The 19610-nt window shown below is 48.5% G+C and carries 17 protein-coding genes; 14 read left to right on the top strand and 3 right to left on the bottom strand.

Annotated elements, in window-relative coordinates:
• The first annotated feature begins 50 nt into the window (after positions 1 to 50).
• Positions 51 to 566, top strand: coding sequence for a pyridoxamine 5'-phosphate oxidase family protein (locus tag ACYVAM_RS09795; RefSeq protein WP_461066365.1), 516 nt, complete (start codon positions 51 to 53; stop codon positions 564 to 566).
• 149 nt (positions 567 to 715) lie between these two features.
• On the opposite strand, the gene ACYVAM_RS09790 is transcribed toward ACYVAM_RS09795, so the two are convergent.
• Positions 716 to 949: a hypothetical protein gene (locus ACYVAM_RS09790; RefSeq protein WP_461066363.1), complete on the bottom strand. Its 234-nt coding sequence runs from the start codon at positions 947 to 949 to the stop codon at positions 716 to 718.
• 305 nt (positions 950 to 1254) lie between these two features.
• Between ACYVAM_RS09790 and ACYVAM_RS09785 the strand changes: the two genes are divergently transcribed.
• The 6 genes from ACYVAM_RS09785 (at position 1255) to ACYVAM_RS09760 (ending at position 8206) form a co-directional block, all read left to right on the top strand.
• Positions 1255 to 1755: a hypothetical protein gene (locus tag ACYVAM_RS09785; RefSeq protein ID WP_461066361.1), complete on the top strand. Its 501-nt coding sequence runs from the start codon at positions 1255 to 1257 to the stop codon at positions 1753 to 1755.
• Positions 1756 to 2503: 748 nt separating this feature from the next.
• Positions 2504 to 2974 (top strand): phosphatidylglycerophosphatase A family protein, encoded by a 471-nt coding sequence (locus tag ACYVAM_RS09780; RefSeq protein ID WP_461066359.1) that lies wholly within the window; start codon positions 2504 to 2506, stop codon positions 2972 to 2974.
• 8 nt (positions 2975 to 2982) lie between these two features.
• Positions 2983 to 3360, top strand: coding sequence for a GtrA family protein (locus ACYVAM_RS09775; protein ID WP_461066357.1), 378 nt, complete (start codon positions 2983 to 2985; stop codon positions 3358 to 3360).
• Positions 3357 to 5924 (top strand): DUF5686 and carboxypeptidase-like regulatory domain-containing protein, encoded by a 2568-nt coding sequence (locus ACYVAM_RS09770; protein WP_461066355.1) that lies wholly within the window; start codon positions 3357 to 3359, stop codon positions 5922 to 5924. Before ACYVAM_RS09775 ends, ACYVAM_RS09770 begins: the two co-directional genes overlap by 4 nt.
• A 12-nt stretch (positions 5925 to 5936) precedes the next feature.
• A complete protein-coding gene (locus tag ACYVAM_RS09765; RefSeq protein ID WP_461066353.1) occupies positions 5937 to 7268 on the top strand; it encodes a DUF4833 domain-containing protein in 1332 nt (443 codons plus the stop codon).
• A 2-nt stretch (positions 7269 to 7270) separates the two neighbouring features.
• On the top strand, positions 7271 to 8206 hold the full coding sequence (locus tag ACYVAM_RS09760; protein WP_461066351.1) for a phosphatase PAP2 family protein: 936 nt from the start codon (positions 7271 to 7273) through the stop codon (positions 8204 to 8206).
• 77 nt (positions 8207 to 8283) lie between these two features.
• Here the strand turns inward: ACYVAM_RS09760 and ACYVAM_RS09755 are convergent, their stop codons facing one another.
• Together ACYVAM_RS09755 and ACYVAM_RS09750 are read right to left on the bottom strand one after the other, a co-directional pair.
• A complete protein-coding gene (locus tag ACYVAM_RS09755) occupies positions 8284 to 8799 on the bottom strand; it encodes an acyl-CoA thioesterase (protein ID WP_046576161.1) in 516 nt (171 codons plus the stop codon).
• A gap of 129 nt (positions 8800 to 8928) precedes the next feature.
• Positions 8929 to 9390 carry a hypothetical protein gene (locus ACYVAM_RS09750; protein ID WP_461066349.1) on the bottom strand — a complete coding sequence of 154 codons (462 nt, stop codon included), beginning with the start codon at positions 9388 to 9390 and terminating at the stop codon, positions 8929 to 8931.
• A gap of 167 nt (positions 9391 to 9557) precedes the next feature.
• Here ACYVAM_RS09750 and ACYVAM_RS09745 point away from each other — a divergent pair, with 167 nt between their 5' ends.
• From ACYVAM_RS09745 to ACYVAM_RS09715, 7 genes are all read left to right on the top strand, one after another.
• Positions 9558 to 10550, top strand: coding sequence for a fasciclin domain-containing protein (locus ACYVAM_RS09745; protein ID WP_461066347.1), 993 nt, complete (start codon positions 9558 to 9560; stop codon positions 10548 to 10550).
• 280 nt (positions 10551 to 10830) lie between these two features.
• Positions 10831 to 13908 carry a DNA polymerase I gene (gene polA, locus ACYVAM_RS09740; protein ID WP_461066345.1) on the top strand — a complete coding sequence of 1026 codons (3078 nt, stop codon included), beginning with the start codon at positions 10831 to 10833 and terminating at the stop codon, positions 13906 to 13908.
• A gap of 126 nt (positions 13909 to 14034) precedes the next feature.
• Complete coding sequence (locus tag ACYVAM_RS09735; RefSeq protein WP_461066343.1) at positions 14035 to 14361, top strand: hypothetical protein; 327 nt, start codon at positions 14035 to 14037, stop codon at positions 14359 to 14361.
• The gene (locus ACYVAM_RS09730; RefSeq protein ID WP_461066341.1) at positions 14351 to 16111 is read left to right on the top strand and encodes a serine hydrolase; all 1761 of its coding nucleotides are present in this window, start codon (positions 14351 to 14353) and stop codon (positions 16109 to 16111) included. Before ACYVAM_RS09735 ends, ACYVAM_RS09730 begins: the two co-directional genes overlap by 11 nt.
• Positions 16112 to 16465: 354 nt before the next feature.
• Positions 16466 to 17665: an MFS transporter gene (locus tag ACYVAM_RS09725; protein ID WP_461066339.1), complete on the top strand. Its 1200-nt coding sequence runs from the start codon at positions 16466 to 16468 to the stop codon at positions 17663 to 17665.
• Between the two features lie 123 nt (positions 17666 to 17788).
• A complete protein-coding gene (locus tag ACYVAM_RS09720; RefSeq protein WP_461066337.1) occupies positions 17789 to 18754 on the top strand; it encodes an SPFH domain-containing protein in 966 nt (321 codons plus the stop codon).
• Between the two features lie 79 nt (positions 18755 to 18833).
• Positions 18834 to 19562, top strand: coding sequence for a universal stress protein (locus ACYVAM_RS09715; RefSeq protein ID WP_461066335.1), 729 nt, complete (start codon positions 18834 to 18836; stop codon positions 19560 to 19562).
• Positions 19563 to 19610: the final 48 nt, after the last annotated feature.

The raw sequence follows: 19610 nt of genomic DNA, 5'->3' as shown, positions 1-19610 counted from the left end.
CTATGGCTAAACGCGGTATTTCATTTGGACAACAAAAACCTGAAAATCTCATGCAAACTCAACAACGGACATTGACTTCACTCGAAGTCGATAAACTGAAAGACAAAATCAAGGATATTCGGATTGCTATGCTTACTACGCAGGAGCCCGACGGCGATTTTCACACCCGCCCCATGGCTACTCACGAAATAGAGCCCGATGGAACAATGTGGTTCTTTACTTACGAAAAGTCAAACAAGGTGGCCGAAATACGCCAGAACGACCGTGTCGCGCTGGGCTTTTCGGACCCCGGCTCAGAGGTTTATGTATCTACTTCAGGGTACGCAGAAGTCGTGAAAGACCAGGCTAAAGTGGATGAGCTGTGGAGCGATTTTCTGAAAACATGGTTTCCCAATGGTAAAGACGATCCGGATGTTACCTTGCTGAAAGTAACGACTCATGCCGGCGAATATTGGGATCGGCCGGGTGGAAAAATGGTGAAACTGTTCGAAATGGCGAAAGGCGCTATTACCGGCGACTCCGATAAGTCGGGGCGCAACGAAAAGTTTGGTGATGAGCCTCAGTAACAACGACGAGGCTAGGTAAACAGCGCTGGCATAGGCGACGTTATGACAAGTCAAGTCTGTCAGCGTTGTTTACCTATTCAAAAAATACGCTTGAAATTCGGCCATTTTCCGCTCTTCGATCTCCAGATATTTCCCGAACAGCTTATCGCCTACCTGCACGCGCAACGCCGAAACGAAATGCCTGCGTCGATCAGGCGCAGACCCTGATTGGTCAGAAACACATTGTCATAGCGCTCCCCAGACTGGTCAGAAGGTCGTCTGACATCCCGGTGGACAAAGCCGGCCTGATGCAATTGTCTCAGTTCATCCTCGAACACATCAAGTAGCAACTCACGTTTGCTGATTTCCAGGCTGCGAAAATCGAGTGGATACAAGCGCTCCATAATCAACATGTCCCAGTTGTGCTCATCGTCATAATCGAGTCTGATGAAACACGATTAGCCACTTTAAGCTTTTCGGCTTCTGATCCGATATAAGAGCGGGTGTCGCTCCGAAAAACTTGGCGACTTCTGTATCTGAAAGTGCAATAACCAGATTGTTAGCCCCGTAAGAAAGCTGATTACTGTATCGTTCTGCCATAGTGTAAACCTGCGCAAATTTGTAGTTTTGTGCGGGCTTTATACTGCACAAACCCGGCACGGCGTTTGATAGACAACGTTTGAATATAACCTAATACACATAGTAACTTATGGCTACTGCTTATGCCGTTCGATCCTTACGAAACACAATTCTTGCTTTGGTTATCCTTGGTTCGTTAACCACGGCCTGCAAAAAATCCGGCGGAGCGGATGCGGTCGACCCCCGAGATCAATATGTAGGTGTGTATGCAGGTGATTATAAATCGACAACCTACATCAATAACAGTCTTCAGGCTTCCGATCCGGAAGCCGGTAAAGTGCAGATCACGGTCACAAAAGCACAGGCCGCCAATCAAGTCTACCTGGAATTACTTTTCAATAATACAACCAAGCAAACATTAACGGCTGAGCTGGTCGATGCAACGTATACCATTATTGATAAGCAAAGCGAACCACTCGTATTTGGTGGAAAAACATACGATGCTGCCTACACAGCTCAGGGCCAATTTGTCGTGCAGGATAAGGTAATTACCCTTAATACAAAGACAGAAACGCTCCAGCTTGGGGTTACACTTACCAAGCGGGGAGACATTACAGGGGTCAAGAAATAACTATTTTTGCACCGGTTCCTAAAACTTTCGGGTGTTATAACCGGCCATCAGGCCGGTTTTTTTGTATCACTATCAACCTTCAGCTTCTTTACTTATCCGTTTGGGGGTGCAATGCCGGACAGTAGTAACTGTGTCCAGGCAATCGATGAAGCTAGAGAACTAAACTAAGCTAGCGATCCACAATTTAAGTTAGGCGCATTCTTAGTTTAGTACAATTCGTGGGCTTTGTTGGATTCGCTCAACAAAATTAATAATGTGTTGCTCAAAAGAAGGCCCTTTAACCAACCCTAACTGGTTAAAGGGCCTTCTTTCTGTTGTTTATATATTGATGGAAAGACTATTAGCGAAAAAAAACTGCCTGCTCTGCTCATCAAATGATACAAAAATCGGCTTCATCGTGAACTATTTTTTAACTTATTTAATTGATTTAAACAACTGATTAAAGTACTTGTTTAATCAAATAACGATGATTGTCAACATAACAAAAATAACTACAACTTATTTAGCAGGTTATAGTTAGTAGACATTGACAGAAGCTGAACCGAGGTGGGTGTTTTAGAGATCCGCCAGCAGATTTAGTTCTGGAAACGGGTGTGTAAAGGCTTTCATTAGACCATTATGAGCTAAAAAATTACCTGAATGAAACAGTATACTACCAAGTCATTTAACAACCTACATGTCTTGCTCTCGGAGGCACTGCCAGCAGCAACAGCTGTGGGTGTAGAGGCCAGACGAAAAAAGGCAAATCGTGCAATTCATACATAAGCTGATTGCCACGGGTTTGGGCATAGGCTACATCCGTAAAGGCGGAGGTACGGTAGCCTCGGTTGTGTGTTGCGCTGTCTGGTACATGGCGCGTCTCAATGCAACTCATCCTGCTGATTTTTCGTTTTTTTTTCCAGTGCTGATCACGATTGTTCTAACCGCAGTCGGTATCTGGTCAGCAACGGAAGTTGAGCATCAATGGGGCAAGGATAATTATCGGGTTGTTATTGACGAAATAGTGGGGATGTGTATTAGCCTGTTGTTTGTGCCAATTACCGTTAAAAGCCTGCTTGCCGGTTTGTTCCTCTTTCGTTTGTTCGACATCGCCAAGCCGCTCGGTATCCGCAAACTGGAAAAGCTCAAAGGCGGCTGGGGGGTGATGCTGGATGATGTACTGGCAGGACTTTATGCTAATGTGCTCCTACAGGTTGTATGGGCAACTGGCCTCTTATAAACGTATAAATGCAAACGTTCTTTAAAGCACAGCTTACTTCTCTGATCGCTTCAGGTGTCGATTTTCTGACAACTATTGCCTGCGTCAGTCTGGGTCATTTCTGGTATATGTCGGCCAGCGTGACCGGGGCCATTGGTGGAGGTGTGGTTAGTTTCGGTCTATCCAAGGCATGGGTTTTTGCCCAGAGCAATCAGCCAATCGGCCTCCAGTTTAGCCGGTTCGTACTGGTTTGGCTCGGCAACGCAGGACTCAATGCGGCCGGACTTTTCGTCGCTACTCAGTTCATGGGTATTCAGTATCTGGTAGCGAAAACAGGTGTAGCCATTCTAGTTGGCGTGAGTTACAATTACTTTTTTCAGAAGGACTTCGTCTTCAGCTTATCATGAATATATTTCTGCGCTATACTTCACTCCGGTTATCAATCCTGCTCGTTGGCGGATTGCTGCTTTTTAGTAGCTTAACCAGAGCGCAGACAACCACCGTTACCGGAACGATCACGGATGCGGTTACCAACCAGCCCCTGTCATTTGCCAATATTGTTTTTTTTGGTACTACTGTTGGTACAACCAGTAATGAAAAAGGGCAGTATACCTTAACGGGAAATGGAAACTTTACTAAAGTTGCCGTCTCGTTCATTGGGTATAAATTGTCGACCCGAGCCATTACTCCCGGAACGACCCAAACGGTAGCAATTAAACTGGAGCCCGAATCACAACTCCTGAACGAAGTGGTGATCCGGAGTGGTAAGCGAGAGCGCTATCGCAATAAAAACAATCCGGCGGTTGAATTGATCCGGAATGTAATCAGCCACAAGGAGCAGAACCAAATCGGGAACTACGCCTACGCAGCCTACGAGGAGTATGACAAATTGCAGTTCTCCCTCAGCAGTTTATCGACGAAAATATCGGAACGAAAGATCTTTCAGAAGTATCGCTTCCTGCTGGACAATCGGGATACGACGACGTTGCCAGGAAAATCGCTGCTGCCAATTTATCTGGAAGAAAAAATAGCCGATCATTACTTTCGCAAAAGCCCGCTACGGGATAAAGTGATCATTAAAGGCAGTAAACGGGTCGATTTTGGCCAGTATTTCGATAATAACGGGCTTAGCCTTTATCTGAACAGAATGTACTCGAAGGTGGACATTTATTCCAACTCGATCTTTCTGATGACCAATCAGTTCCTGAGTCCAATTGCCAATAGTGCACCCACTTTTTATCAGTTTTATCTGGCCGATACAATTGTCGTTAACAAGACAAAACTCGTTGGCCTCAACTTCGTGCCCCGTAATCCAACGGATATGTTGTTTGAGGGAAAAATGTACATCACGCTGGACAGTAATTATGCAGTCCAGAAAATCAACCTGACGATCAATCCCAGAATCAATCTGAACTGGGTGCGGGAGTTGCAGATTCGCCTGCAGTTTGAGCAAAATACCGACGGTCGTTACTTTCTGAGCAAGAGCGACCTGCTGGCTGATTTTGGTGTCAACAAAAACAAAGGGGGCGGTATTTTCGGGCAGCGAACCCTTTCTTACCGAAACTACAAAACGGACGAAGCGCTGCCCGCTCAGTTTTATGACGGTCAGCAACAGATCGTAGATGCCGAAGCAGCCACGCAACCCGATGAGTTCTGGAAGACCAACCGCCATGACTCACTGTCTCTGGCCGAATCGAAAGTGTATACCAACATTGACAGCCTGAAGCGAATGCCGTCGTTTCGGCGAACTATGGAAGCACTGACCTTTGTCATTGCCGGTTACAAATCCTTTGGTCCGTTTGAGATTGGTCCCGCCAATACATTTTACAGTTTCAACCCGGTAGAAGGGTTTCGCCTGCGGGTGGGCGGACGGACGACGCCGGAGTTGAGCAAGCGCTATTATGCGGAGACATACGCAGCGTATGGGTTCAAAGATCAGCGATGGAAGTACTTCCTAAGCGGGACCTATTCACTCAACAACAAATCTATTTACCAGTTCCCACAGAATTACGTCCGGGCCAGTTTCCAGCGCGACACAAAAATTCCGGGGCAGGAGCTACAATTTGTGCAGGAAGATAATTTTCTGTTATCATTCAAACGGGGTGTGAATGACAAGTGGTTATACAACGATACCTGGCGAATCGACTACGTCCACGAGTTTGAAAACCATTTCTCCTACAGCCTTGGGTTCAAAAACTGGCAGCAGTCTCCCGCAGGAGCTCTGCAGTTCAAACGGCTGGGCGACGACGAAAATACGCCATCACCTACGTTAACAACCTCCGAATTCTCGGTGGAGACCCGCTGGGCGCCCAATGAGCAGTTTTATCAGGGTAAAATTTATCGGGTGCCGATTGTTGGGCGCTACCCCGTATTTACGCTGCGTTTTGCTGCCGGAATAAAAGGGCTCTTGCAAAGTCAATATAATTACCAGAACCTGACGGCTACGGCCAGCAAGCGGTTTTGGCTCTCACAACTGGGCTATTCGACGGTAACGCTTCAGGGTGGCTATATTTTTGGTCAGGTTCCTTTCCCCCTATTAACCATTCACCGGGCTAACCAAACGTATGCCTATCAGTTAAACTCCTATAACCTGATGAATTTCCTTGAGTTCGTCAGTGACCGGTATGCCAGCGTTAGCATAGATCACTCGTTCAATGGGTTTTTCTTTAATAAAATTCCGTTGTTCAAACGGTTGAAATGGCGGGAAGCGGTCTCATTTAAAGCCCTTTATGGCGGGTTACGCAGTGAGAACGATCCGCAACAGCACCCATCGCTCTACCAGTTTCCGGTTAACGCAATGGGCGTTCCGTACACCTACACGCTTAACCGAACGCCGTATATCGAAGCAAGTGCGGGTATTGCCAACGTATTTAAGTTTTTCCGGATCGATCTGGTTAAACGACTCAATTATCTTGATCATCCTAATGTGTCCTCATGGGGGATTCGGGCTCGTGCTACGCTCGATTTTTAACGATTATGTATTATGCAACAGGCACTTACACTCCGAACAAAAATTCAACTGGGGATTTATACCGTCATAAACCCATTTGTTAAACTATTGATCCGGTTAGGCTTGACACCTAACATGGTGACCACCATTGGGCTTATCTTAAATATTGGCGTAGCATTTATTTTTATCGCCGGTGCCGAGCAGGGGAACCGGGGCGACTTTAGCTACATTGGCTGGGCGGGGGCGCTTGTGCTGTTTGCCGGTTTGTTCGATATGCTCGACGGACAGGTGGCACGGCTGGGGAAAATGAGTTCCTTATACGGTGCCCTCTTCGATTCGGTGCTGGACCGCTACAGTGAACTGATTATGTTTCTGGGTATTTGCTATTACCTGATTTCGCATCATTACTTTTTTAGTTCGCTGTTTGCGTTTATTGCCCTGATTGGCTCCATGATGGTTAGCTACACCCGTGCCCGCGCTGAAGGACTGGGGATCGAGTGCAAAGGGGGGCTCATGCAGCGCCCCGAACGGGTCATCACCATTGGGGTATCGGCGCTGGCCTGTGGTTGTTTTGCCCCGTTGCTGGGTTCTGATTTTAAAGTGTATGTGCCTGGAGTACCGGTACATGTCTTCGAAACCATGTCCATTTTTACCCTGCCCCTGGTCGTCATGGCCATTATGACCAACATTACGGCCTATAACCGGCTCATGGACGCCAAGAAAGGACTTGAAGAGAAAGAAAAGCCATCTTCAGTAAAAACGTTGCTGGTGACTTTCCTGCTTGTCAGCAGCGTTTTTGGGTACTCTGTTCCGGCCAGCGCTCTGGCGACCAGCGCACTGACGGCCAACAGAACGCCAGTTAGTGCCTTGTCAGACGATAGTCATCAGGAAAAGGCAAAAGCAAGCTTTCCGGTACCAAAAGGCATTCCCAATCAGTTATTTTACATTCAGCGGGATCCCAACCCGAATACCATTATCTGTACACTGAATTTGAAAGATGGCCAACTGGATAAGCGGGACCCGGTTCATGTTTTCTGGATTCGATATACCGAACAGAGCCAGCAAAAAGAGCTTTCCTACATCCAGCGCACGTTTGCATACGGTGTAAAAGCCCGTCCGATAGCGAACGAGCAGTACGAACTGACCTTTGTGTCTTATAAAAAATTGCCTCTGCATTTGGCAAAGTCGGACCGTGATGCCGGTTATTACGTCTACGCGACTGTGAACCAGAAGAAAGTGATCCTCAAACGGATTTATCTTCACATAGAAGGAGGGACCATGTGGATGCCGAATGTGAAATACATCCAGCTGGAAGGCACGAATGCGCTGACGGGCGAGTCGATGGTAGAACGGATCATGGTCTAGAAATGAATCAACCTACGGAAATCAATAGCCCGTTTATTAATAAAGGTGTAATCGTGGTAAGCGCGGCATCCGTGGCTTACCTATTACTGTCGTATGTGCTGGTCGGATTCAACTCTGATCAGCTTGTCTTGGTCGGGTTGGTAAACGGGCTGTATTATGCCTCCAGTCAAAGCCGTAAATTCGTAACTGGGTTCTCCATTTTCGCGGTTTACTGGATCGTTTTCGATTACATGAAAGCGTTCCCTAATTACCAGTACAATTCGGTACACATCGAATCGCTGTATGCGCTGGAAAAGAGCCTGTTTGGTATTGGCCACGGCCAGTCGATCCTGACGCCCAATGAGTATTGGCTGCTGCATAAAACAACCTTCCTGAACGTATTGACCGGCCTGTTTTACCTGACCTGGGTGCCTATTCCGCTGTCATTTGCTACCTACCTTTTCTTCAAAGATCGGCCCACGTTTTATCCTTTTGCCTTGACGTTTGTTCTGGTCAATTTATTAGGATTTATTCTGTACTACGTGTATCCGGCGGCTCCGCCCTGGTACATACAGGCCCACGGTTTTGTTTTTGAACCGCATACCCCCGGCAACACGGGTGGTTTAGCTGCCTTCGATCAGTACGTCGGGGTGCCCGTTTTTGCATCCATTTATGCCAAAAGCTCCAATGTTTTTGCGGCCATGCCATCACTCCATTCCTCCTACCCGGTGATTGTCCTGTATTATGGCCTCAAGAAAAAGATGGGGTTCGTCAATTGGTTTTTCGGGCTGATCATGGTGGGCATTTGGTTTTCTGCGGTTTATACGAGCCACCATTATGTGCTGGACGTTTTGGCCGGCATCACCTGTGCGCTGACAGGCATCACGCTCTTCCATCAACTACAGAAAACAAACTGGCTACGATCATTTATACGGAAAATGGTGACGCTGACTGCATAAGTAAGCGGTGTAGATGTGGCTGGCCATCTTGCCAGACGGCCAGCGGTTCGTCATAAGACGTGAATAAATGAATGGTTTCAGACCTTCAAATAATCCCTTAATTCCGTAGCATCCTGAGCGTTCATACGGCCGGCCAGTACCAGGCGCAACTGCCGCCGACGAAGGGCGCTTGCATACCGGTCTTTTTCTTCATCAGTCTCGGGAATAACGGCTGGCACCTCGATGGGCCGACCACTCTGATCGACGGCCACAAACGTATAATAGGCGCTATTGGTGCTAACCCGGTGTCCGGCCGGAATGTCTTCTGCCCAAACCTCAATAAAAATTTCCATGGACGAACTGAAAGCCCTGGTTACCTGAGCTTTCATGGTAACGATGTTGCCCAGCCGGATTGGTTCCGAAAAAGACACATTGTCGACGGAAGCTGTTACCACCAGCCGATTCGAGTGTTTCTGGGCAGCAATGGCAGCCGCAATGTCCATGAAATGGAGAAGTCGACCACCCATCAGGTTGTTGAGCGTATTGGTGTCATTGGGCAATACCATTTCGGTCATAACCGTAATGGATTCGCGGGCATGTTTGGGCTGGGGCATTTGTTGATGATGCGTTAATAGCAAACCGTTTTAGGGTACACAAACCAACGACCAAAAAAGCAGACGGACAAACGGAGTGCTGAATTTGACGCTATGAGGTATGTCAGATTGGCTATCGTATCTAATTGATTAGGGCCGTGGTGCTGTCGAACAGTCAATTTTGGTAAGTACATAAGCATAGCCAGCTTTAGGGTCTTTCAGAACCCACTTGCCCTGTTGTTCAATCCGTTCGCCCTCGAGCCAGGAGAGACTGTCTCCGTTCATGCGTAGATCGAGTGTATACGGCTGGGTTGTTCCTTCGCCCGAACGCTTCCAGTCAACCTGAATCTGGCCCTCCTTAACTGTTCCCTGAAACGGTCCCCGCGCCCGGTCCTTTTCGTAAGGATTGCTGTCTAAATAACCCGTGGCCTGATTGCCGTTTATGACTAACTGAAGTGTGGTGGTATCGCGGCTCAGGATCTGACGGAAGCAGAGCGTGTCGGAGGATGCGGTTGCCTTTTCAGATGACTGCGTGGCTGCCGATTGTTCAGATGAATGACTCTGGCAGGCCAGTGTACCGGCCAGCAAGCCAATAAGGATGTAAATTTTCATAGTGAATGGGGAGAAATTTTAAAAATAACCGTTGCCATCATCAATAGTTTGAGGAGAGAAGCTGGCTTTCCGGTGAATGCATGAAGAAAAGCGAACAAAATAATTCATTCGTTGTTGTTTGCAGAACGGATAGCCGCTACCATTCTTTTACAAACACCTAATTACTTATGTTACCAACCAAAAACGCATTTGCAGGGCAGAAGTGGGCTGTGCTCGCTGTCTTACTGGCTACCCTGACTTTTTCGTTCACCGCCTGTAAAAAAGCAGATACGACTACTCCTACATTGTCGACGATTGGCGAACTCGTCAATACGGGAAGCAAGTTTACGTTGCTAAAAGCAGCCCTTGTTCGGGCTGGCCTGGATGGGGCGCTTGCTCAACCCGGAACCTATACCGTTTTTGCACCCACCGACGACGCGTTTAAAGCTTTTGGTTACGTTGATGCTGCGGCCATCAATGCGGCTCCTGTCGATCTTCTCAAAACAGTGCTTCAATACCACGTACTCAGCACCCGGATAAGTGCTTCAGATATTCCGGCGGGTATTAACACCCCTCAACAAACGTTGGCCGGACTGCCGATTTACGTATCGAAAGCAGCCTCCACATCCACTACATCGTCCACGGTTTCCATCAACGGGGCACACATCCTGCAAGCCGATGGCTTTGCTAGTAATGGAGTTGTTCACGCGATTGATCGCGTGTTATTGCCGCCTGTTTTTGGCAACATTGTCGCCACGATTCAGAGCATTCCTGTGTTGTTGCCAACGGCCTCGTTTAAACTTCTTCAGGCGGCAGTAACGAGAGCGGGCATAGGTGCCTCGCTAACGGCAGTGGGCCCATTAACTGTATTTGCGCCGACTGATGCGGCCTTCAAAGCAGTCGGAATCGACTCGGCGGCTATTGCCAAAACCCCGGTTGGTACTTTGACGTCTATATTGAGTTATCATGTGCTCAACAGCCGTACCTATACACCACTCATTACCAACGGAGCCAGCCTGTCAACCTTGCAGGGAGGAACGATTACGGCCGGTATCAGCACGACAGCCCTGACCGTTACCGGCAAAGGAAATAGCGGTACGGCATCGAATATCGTTGGTCCTGATATTACGGCTACAAACGGAGTAGTGCATATTATTGACCGATTGCTATTGCCCCAATAACCGAATTTAATAATAAATGGCGAAGCGGTGGCGCGGGAGTTGTAGAAGAAAACTAAATGATTTTCTTTACGATTCCTGCGTTACCGCTTCGCCTTTTGTGGTCACCGATAGTACGTTTGGAAGCCGCATTCAACCCTTTTTTCTGGAATCAAAACCCCTATATACCTGTTGTTATTAAAGGGGATTTTCCTCGCATTTCTTCGCAATTTATAAAGCCGGAACTGCGCGATTGTCGCCAAGACTTTCGACCTTTGGCTTACTGACCCGTTACTCTTATCGAATGGCCAAACCGACTAAAAAACTGTTTTTGTTAGACGCGCTTGCTCTCATCTACCGCGCACATTTTGCCTTCAGTAAATCCCCTCGAATTTCGTCGCGGGGTATAAACACTTCGGCTGTCTTTGGCTTTATGAATGCCATGATCGAGGTATTGACGAAGGAAAAACCAACCCATATCGGTGTGGCTTTTGACTCGGCCAAAAAGACCTTTCGGCATGAGTCTTTCCCGATGTACAAGGCGAACCGGCAGTCACAACCCGAAGATATCAGCGTAGCCATGCCGTACATCAAGCAGATTGTGGAGGCCATGCACATTCCCATGCTGATTCTGGACGGGTACGAGGCCGATGACATCATTGGTACCATTGCCAAAAAAGCCGCTTTGGCTGATTTTGAGGTGTATATGATGACACCCGATAAAGATTACGGCCAGTTAGTCGAAGAGCACATTCATATTTATAAGCCCGCCTTTATGGGCAAGCCCGCCGAGAAACTGGGGGTAGCCGAAGTTCTGGAACGTTGGCAAATCGAGCGGATCGATCAGGTGACGGATATGCTCGGGCTAATGGGCGACTCGGTCGATAACATTCCGGGTATTCCGGGGATTGGCGAAAAAACAGCGCAGAAACTGATCGCCGATTTCGGCACAGTCGAAAACCTGATTGCCCGCGCCGACGAACTGAAAGGGAAGCTGAAAGAAAATGTTGTCAATTTTGCGCAGCAGGGCCTACTGTCGAAAGAGCTGGCAACCATCCATCTGGATGTGCCGGTGCCGTTCGATGAAGAGCACCTGCGCCATACCGAATACGACAAACCCCGATTAGCCGCTTTGCTGGATGAACTGGAATTTCGGCAGATGAAGACCCGTTTGCTGGGTGGCAATTACGACGAAAAGCCAATGCCAGCCGCCTTCAAAACGGGTGACACGTCGCAAATGAACCTGTTCGATTCGCCCAATGGAGACTCCCCGGCGTTCCTGCCATTCCCAAACATGGGCGCGTTGAATCCTACTGGTGCTGACGATCTTCCTTTCGATTTTGGTTCTGGTACGGCACCCGCTCCTGCCGAAAAGCCGAAAAGCAAACGCACATCTGTGAAAGTCCCTGTAGCGTCGGCTTCCGCGGCTACCAGCAAAAAAGTATCGGATACCATCACAACAGACGATGCTGTAGGGGCCGAGGTGACCGAAACCGAAGACGGCCAGACACCGGCTTATCTGGACGTGTATCCGGATTATGAACTGGATGAGAATCAGCCCGAACGGCGCAAGACGATTCTCTCCGTCAAACACGATTATCGGCTGGTCGATACCGCCGAACTGCGGGCCAGTCTGGTGCATTACCTGAGTCTTCAGCCAAGTATCTGTTTCGATTCGGAGACGACGGCGATCGATCCTGTTGAAGCCGATTTAGTTGGTCTGTCTTTTGCTTATCGCACCGGCGAAGCGTTCTATGTGCCCGTTCCCGCCGACCGCGACGAAGCGCAGGCCATTGTCGATCAGTTCAAGCCTGTTTTTGAAAATCCCGTGATTGAAAAAATCGGGCAGAATCTGAAGTACGACCTGCTGATGCTGAAAAAGTATGGCGTGGAAGTGCAGGGTAAACTGTTCGATACCATGATTGCCCACTACCTGATTGAGCCGGAAATGCGTCATAATATGGACATGATGGCTATGACCTACCTCAATTACAGTCCGGTTGAGATCGAAGCGCTGATTGGTAAGAAGGGAAAAGGCCAGCTTACCATGCGCGACGTGGACATTCAGAAGGTAGTCGATTATGCGGGTGAAGATGCCGATGTGACGCTTCAGCTCAAAGAAGCGTTCGCCCCTCGTCTGGAGAAAGATAATCTGCACAAGCTGTTCGATCAGGTCGAAATGCCGCTTGTTCAGGTCCTGACCGACCTGGAACTGGAAGGCATCACGATTGATACCAGCGCGCTGGCTGAACTCTCTGCTACGCTCGACGTCGATATGCGGCAGGTGCAGCAGGAAATTTTTGCCATTGCCGGTGAACCCTTTAACATTGGGTCGCCGAAGCAATTGGGCGAGGTTCTGTTCGATAAACTTAAGCTTGATAAAAACGCAAAAAAGACCAAAACCGGTCAGTATGCAACGGGGGAGGAGATCCTGTCGAAACTCGAAGCCGAGCACGAAATTGCCCGTAAGATTCTGGATTATCGGGAGTTGATCAAACTCAAGAACACATACGTCGATGCCTTGCCGTTGCTCATCAGCAAGCGGACGGGACGAATTCATACATCGTTCAACCAGGCAGTAGCGGCAACCGGTCGTTTGTCGTCGACGAATCCGAACTTGCAGAATATCCCCATCCGGACACCACGCGGGCAGGAGATTCGGAAAGCATTCGTGCCACGTGGGCCGGAGTTCGTCATTATGTCGGCCGATTATTCGCAAATCGAACTGCGCATCATGGCCGCCTTCAGTGGGGACCAAACCATGCTCGAAGCCTTCAATAACGGTGTCGATATTCACACCCAAACGGCCAGTAAAGTATTCCACGTCGGGCTGGATGAGGTCACGGGCGATATGCGTCGGAAGGCGAAAACCATCAATTTCGGCATCATCTACGGCATTTCATCGTTCGGCTTGTCGCAACGGTTAAAGATTCCACGTAAGGAAGCTTCTCAGATCATCGAAGAATACTTTGCCGGATTTCCGGCGGTGAAAGATTATATCGACCAATGCATTGAAAAGGCGCGGGGCTTTGGCTATGCCGAAACCATCCTGGGCCGACGCCGATACCTGCGTGATATTAACTCGCGTAACCAGACCGACCGGATGTTTGCCGAGCGAAATGCCGTGAACGCGCCCATTCAGGGAAGCGCAGCCGATATGCTCAAGATTGCCATGATTCAGATCCATGAGTTCATGCAGGCCGAGCGATTAAAATCGAAAATGATCCTGACAGTGCACGATGAACTCGTTTTTGACGCTCACCGCGACGAGATCGATCTGCTTCGGGTGCGCGTCGATGAGATCATGAAGAATGCTATCCCGATGGGTGTGAAAATGGAAACCGGGATTGGGATCGGTGAAAACTGGCTGGTAGCACACTGATTTTGAGTGAGCTAATCTTAATATTAAGTATGATAAAACTCGATTAGACTAAGCGATGTGTTGAGGAACAAGCGTATTTTTATCCGGCTTATGCTGATAAGGAGCGATTACCCGACAACCTAACTCTTGATGAAGTCGGGCAGGCTATTGGAAACAGTATTAACATTGAAGCAAATTGAAAAACGTTTCGATGCCGTCTACCAACATGGCCAGCCTTCTGCTCGGCAGGTTTCTGTACCACTTGAGAGCTGGAATATACTAAACAGGCAAGTTGATAGCAGCGCCTGGATAAATGGCAATAAAAAACCCGCCTTGGCTCAACTGATCAAGGCGGGTTTTTTATTGCCATTTATCCAGACTATAAACCGACAAATCATTTTCCATGAGGCCCCAAACCAGAAAATGGTCATCTTGGTGAGTAATCACCTTTCCATCGTCTCCCATGAAAAATAAATTTATACTTCACCGTGTGTGCTTATCGGTCATAGTCCTGCTTGTGACAACGTTCACGACGTTTGCCCAAACTAAAGCCGCTAAGATCGATGCGCTTATTAACCAGTATGTAACCAATCGACAGTTCAATGGATCCGTACTCGTGGCCGATAAAGGGCAGGTGATCTTCAAGAAAGGCTACGGTATGGCTAATATGGAGTGGAATATTCCGAACGCGCCCGATACAAAGTTCAGACTCGGTTCCATTACCAAGCAGTTTACGGCCATGCTCATTATGCAGTTGGTTGAGCAAAACAAGCTTAAACTGGATGGTAAAATAACCGATTACCTGCCGGATTACCCTAAAGCGACCGGCGATAAAATCACCATTCACCACCTGCTTACCCATACGTCGGGCATTCCGAACTACACGAATGTGCCAAAGTTTTTCGAAACACTGGCCCGTAACCCGTATACACCTCAGGCCTTTACCAAAGAATTTTCCAGCCAGCCGCTGGATTTTGAACCTGGGACAAAGTTCAATTACAGCAACTCCGGCTACTTCCTGTTGGGCGTTATCATCGAAAAGGTAACCGGAAAACCCTACGCCACGGTGCTGGCCGAAAACATCCTTAAACCTGCTCAATTGGCCGATACGGGCTACGACTTGTTTAGTCCCATTTTACCCAAACGGGCAGCCGGTTATGAAAAGCAGGCAGGCAAGTACGTAAATGCCCCTTATCTGGATATGTCGATTCCGTACGCAGCGGGCTCTATGTATTCAACGGTCGAGGATTTATACCGCTGGGATCAGGCTTTATATACGGATAAGCTGTTATCTGCGAGCGGAAAAACAGCCATGTTTACGCCATTTCGGGGAAGCTATGAGGCCGGGTTTGGCTACGCCTATGGGTGGATAGTCGGTAAAACTAAGGTCGGGCAGCTAAACGATAGCTTACTATTGATTGAACATGGGGGAGGTATCAATGGCTTTAATACCATTATTAGCCGTCTGCCAAAAAACAAACAGTTGGTTGTCCTCTTAAACAACACCGGTGGGGCACCGCTCAACGATATGCGTCAGAATATACTGCGTATTCTGTATGACCAGCCCGTTGTGTCCCCCAAAAAGCCAATTACTGATTTGTTGCGGCAGTCGATTTTGTCCGAACCGTTGGCCAAAACACGGGAAAAATTTACGACCTGGAAGACCGACAAAGCGTATGGCATCAATGAAAACGACCTGAACAACCTGGGGTACGAACTCATGCGCGACGGCAAACTGCCGGAATCAATAAGCGTATTTACGTTCAACGTTGAGGCTTTCCCAAACTCTTACAATGTGTATGATAGTCGGGGAGAGGCTTATATGACGGCCGGAAACAAATCGGCGGCTATTCAGGATTACAAAAAATCGGTGGCGCTCAATCCGCGTAACACGAACGGTTTCGATAAGTTGAACCAATTAGGTGAAGCTGTTGAAGCGCCTAAAGAGGTAACAGTCGCCGTCGATGAAGCCACGCTGGCATCGTATGTAGGGAACTACCAACTGGCACCATCTTTTTCGATCGAAATTACCCGGAAAGGTGATAAACTGTTTGGGCAGGCAACTGGCCAACCCGTATTTGAGTTATTTGCTGAATCCAAAACCAAGTTTTTCCTCAAAGTAGTTGACGCCCAAGTAACGTTTGTCAGCAACGACAAAGGTGAAGTAGAGCAGCTCATTCTGCACCAGAATGGACAGAACCTACCTGGCAAACGGGTACGTTGATTGTTTGATTAATTGAATAATTTTAAGGTAAAGGGGATCAGTCCGAAAGTGGTTTAAACCGCTTTCGAACTTTTTATTGTCTAACCTTCCCAATACTTCTCTCTGAGGGGTAACGCCTAAAATGCGGAGGTATAGTGTTTTTTAAGACTTTAGGGTAACTCTTTATTCATTTAATAGACGGTACAGATAAACAAATTGTACAGGCTGGCTATTAAATTAGAACATTTGTAGAGTGGGGAACAATTTTGCACTTTTTCTATTTGTCTGATCAAATAGACTGCTTATCAAAGCGGTCTATAGTGAGCTTTCTGTGTTGAAAGCTTACCCAAGCTGTCAGAAACTAGTACGCTGCAAATGAAAAAAAGTCTGTTACCCCTCGCCATAGGTGGCTTCGGCATTGGCATGACGGAATTCGTCATCATGGGTATTCTGCCCGACGTGTCAAGTTCATTACACATTTCAATTCCCGTAGCGGGTCATCTTATCTCGGCCTACGCACTTGGCGTTGTGCTGGGCGCTCCGTTGCTGGTTGGTATTGCCGGGAATTATCCACCCAAGAAAATTCTGCTGGGCCTGATGGCTCTTTTCACCTTTTGCAACGCACTCTCTTCATTTGCACCCAATTATGAAATCATGATGGTTACCCGACTACTCTCCGGGTTGCCACATGGCGCGTTTTTTGGCGTGGGGGCTGTCGTCGCCAGTCGGCTGGCGGGCAAGGGTAAAGAAGCTCAGGCCATTTCGATGATGTTTGCGGGCCTTACCGTTGCCAACATCATTGGTGTGCCGCTCGGAACGTATATTGGCCACACCATGAGCTGGCGGATCACCTTTATTATTATAGCCGCTGTAGGACTGGCGACCATGTTCAGCATTTATAAACTACTGCCGGTTATGCCCGTAGTAGGCGAGTCAAATTTGCGTAAAGATTTGAAGCTATTTACCAAAGTGGAGCCATGGCTCATTCTCGGTATCACCGCCATCGGTACCGGTGGTCTGTTTGCCTGGTTTAGCTACATTGCTCCCTTACTGACGGAGGTAGCCCATTTTAGCAGCAGTCAGATCACCTGGATTCTGGTGCTGGCGGGCCTGGGCATGGCCACGGGCAATCTGATCTCCGGACGTATCGCCGACTTGATTTCACCCAGTAAAGCCACGGCTTTGTTTTTACTGTTAATGACCTTATCGCTGATCGGTGTTTATCTGGTGTCGTCTTATCAGATTCCTCTGTTAATCATGACGTTCATAACGGGGGCCATTGCGTTCTCGTTAGGAGCGCCTATTCAAATCCTGATGATTCGCGCGGCAAACGGCTCCGAAATGCTGGCTTCGTCGGTTAGTCAGGCGGGGTTCAATATGGGAAATGCACTAGGTGCTTACCTGGGTGGTCTGCCCATTGCGGCTGGTCTGGGCTATGCTTCGCCCGAATGGGTTGGTGCTGGTCTGGCCTTTGCCGGGTTTCTGCTGGCGGTAGTCGTCTATTTCCGGCAGAGAGAAAAAGGAGTGGTGGAGCACGAAGAGGTAGAAAGCTACGAGCTGGTTACGGGGCATTAGTCTGCCAAATAATTGGCTTATTTGACCGTAATAGTAGACCGGTCCGGCAAAACTTTTATTATCCTATCAACGGATTCCGTACTTTACGCGGAATCCGTTTTTTATGTTTAACCATTTCACCTCATGAATTTTCTCTTGCTACTTTTCGGGCTGGCGCTTGTCGTTGTCTATCTCTCCGTAGTCATTGTGCAGCAGGGTACGGTGGCCGTAATTACAGTTTTTGGTAAGTATGCCCGTGTGCTTCGGCCAGGGCTGAATTTCAAGATTCCCTTTATCGAGGTTATTTACCGGCGGATCTCTATCCAGAACCGCTCCGTAGAACTGGCCTTCCAGGCCATTACGGCCGATCAGGCGAATGTAAACTTCAAGGCCATGCTCGTGTATTCTGTTCTGAACCAGGAAGAAGAAACCGTTAAGAACGTGGCGTTCAAATTCATTGACGAGTCTTCGTTCATGCAGGCGCTGATCCGCACCATCGAAGGCTCCATCCGGAGTTTTGTGGCCACCAAACGGCAATCGGAAATTCTGGCGCTTCGCTCCGAAATTATTGAACACGTAAAATCACAGCTCGATACCCTGCTCGAAAGCTGGGGTTACCACCTGACGGACCTGCAACTAAACGATATCGCTTTCGATGAAGTCATTATGCGGTCGATGGCACAGGTGGTAGCGTCGTCCAACCTGAAAGCTGCGGCCGAAAACGAAGGACAGGCGCTCTTGATCACGAAGACGAAAGCTGCTGAAGCCGAGGGGAATGCCATTCAGATTTCGGCCGAAGCCGAAAAAACAGCCTCTCAGCTACGCGGCCAGGGCGTTGCTTTGTTCCGGGAGGAGGTCGCCAAGGGCATGGCCGAATCGGCCAAAGTGATGACCGAAGCAAAGTTGGATGCCTCGCTGATTCTGTTCTCGATCTGGACGGAAGCCATTAAACACTTCGCCGAAAATGGGCGGGGTAACGTCATTTTTCTGGATGGGTCAACCGAAGGAATGGACAAAACGATGAAGCAACTGTTGGCCGTCGAAAAGATGAATACCAATGTCGACTCGGGTACTATTATTACACCACCAACTACATCAGGAAGACGCTAGGTTGATACAATCAAGAAAAAATGTTGGGAACGTTGGCCGTTTTGTTTGTTCTCCTTAACAAACCCTGATTCACGCACAAATGACAAACTTGCTTTTTCCCACAGATTTTTCGAATTATACAACAGCCGCGCTGGACTGGGTGCGGCTATTGGCGCGTAAAACGGGCGCAACCATTACGCTGCTGCATGTTTACCAACCCATGATTCCTGATTCGACCCTCCCCACCGTCGGCGATCCTGGCCTGGGTATTATGGCTTCTCAGGAGGTTGAGGAGATCAGTCGTCAGCAGATCAACGAGCTTGGGTCAAAACTACAGGCTGAGGGCTTTTCGGTCGAAGTCGAATGGCGTATCGGTGCCGTTGATGATGGTATTCTGGAGGTGGCTAAGGAACGCGCTGCCGACCTGATCGTTATGGGGCGCAGCGATCTGAGCACCTTCTTCGATCGGTTGGCTGGGAGCGCCGTTACCGAAGTAGCTGACGAAGCGAGATGCCCCGTGTTGATTGTTCCAACTACGGCCGACGGGCAATCTATCCGGCCGGCGCAGGTGCATACAATCGCTTATGCCATGCAGGCCCAGACGACACAGGCCCAGGTAACGTTCCAGACAGAGTCGCTGGTGAATGCCTTCGATGCACAATTGGTCATTGTAACGGAAGATAAACTCGACAATATCCATGCTGATCTGATTGTCATGGAGTTGTCGCCCAAAGCAGGCTTCCTGGACAATCTGTTCCATCCGAACCATACGACGGCGCTTATTGAAAAGTCGGATATACCCGTACTCGTGTATCACGAAAAAAAATAGGGCATCTAGTAGATATAAAAAAGGCCGCTTCGTTCTCGAAGCGGCCTT

It is taken from the genome of Spirosoma horti (genome assembly GCF_054776595.1).
The sequence above is the reverse complement of the archived record's forward strand: the minus strand, read 5'-3'. Positions and strand labels throughout refer to the sequence as shown.

Coding starts and splice junctions, on each gene's coding strand:
- ACYVAM_RS09795 (WP_461066365.1), top strand. CDS start 51: ATGCAAACTCAACAACGGACATTGACTTCACTCGAAGTCGATAAACTG.
- ACYVAM_RS09790 (WP_461066363.1), bottom strand. CDS start 949: ATGGAGCGCTTGTATCCACTCGATTTTCGCAGCCTGGAAATCAGCAAA.
- ACYVAM_RS09785 (WP_461066361.1), top strand. CDS start 1,255: ATGGCTACTGCTTATGCCGTTCGATCCTTACGAAACACAATTCTTGCT.
- ACYVAM_RS09775 (WP_461066357.1), top strand. CDS start 2,983: ATGCAAACGTTCTTTAAAGCACAGCTTACTTCTCTGATCGCTTCAGGT.
- ACYVAM_RS09770 (WP_461066355.1), top strand. CDS start 3,357: ATGAATATATTTCTGCGCTATACTTCACTCCGGTTATCAATCCTGCTC.
- ACYVAM_RS09765 (WP_461066353.1), top strand. CDS start 5,937: ATGCAACAGGCACTTACACTCCGAACAAAAATTCAACTGGGGATTTAT.
- ACYVAM_RS09760 (WP_461066351.1), top strand. CDS start 7,271: ATGAATCAACCTACGGAAATCAATAGCCCGTTTATTAATAAAGGTGTA.
- ACYVAM_RS09755 (WP_046576161.1), bottom strand. CDS start 8,799: ATGCCCCAGCCCAAACATGCCCGCGAATCCATTACGGTTATGACCGAA.
- ACYVAM_RS09750 (WP_461066349.1), bottom strand. CDS start 9,390: ATGAAAATTTACATCCTTATTGGCTTGCTGGCCGGTACACTGGCCTGC.
- ACYVAM_RS09745 (WP_461066347.1), top strand. CDS start 9,558: ATGTTACCAACCAAAAACGCATTTGCAGGGCAGAAGTGGGCTGTGCTC.
- polA (WP_461066345.1), top strand. CDS start 10,831: ATGGCCAAACCGACTAAAAAACTGTTTTTGTTAGACGCGCTTGCTCTC.
- ACYVAM_RS09730 (WP_461066341.1), top strand. CDS start 14,351: ATGAAAAATAAATTTATACTTCACCGTGTGTGCTTATCGGTCATAGTC.
- ACYVAM_RS09725 (WP_461066339.1), top strand. CDS start 16,466: ATGAAAAAAAGTCTGTTACCCCTCGCCATAGGTGGCTTCGGCATTGGC.
- ACYVAM_RS09720 (WP_461066337.1), top strand. CDS start 17,789: ATGAATTTTCTCTTGCTACTTTTCGGGCTGGCGCTTGTCGTTGTCTAT.
- ACYVAM_RS09715 (WP_461066335.1), top strand. CDS start 18,834: ATGACAAACTTGCTTTTTCCCACAGATTTTTCGAATTATACAACAGCC.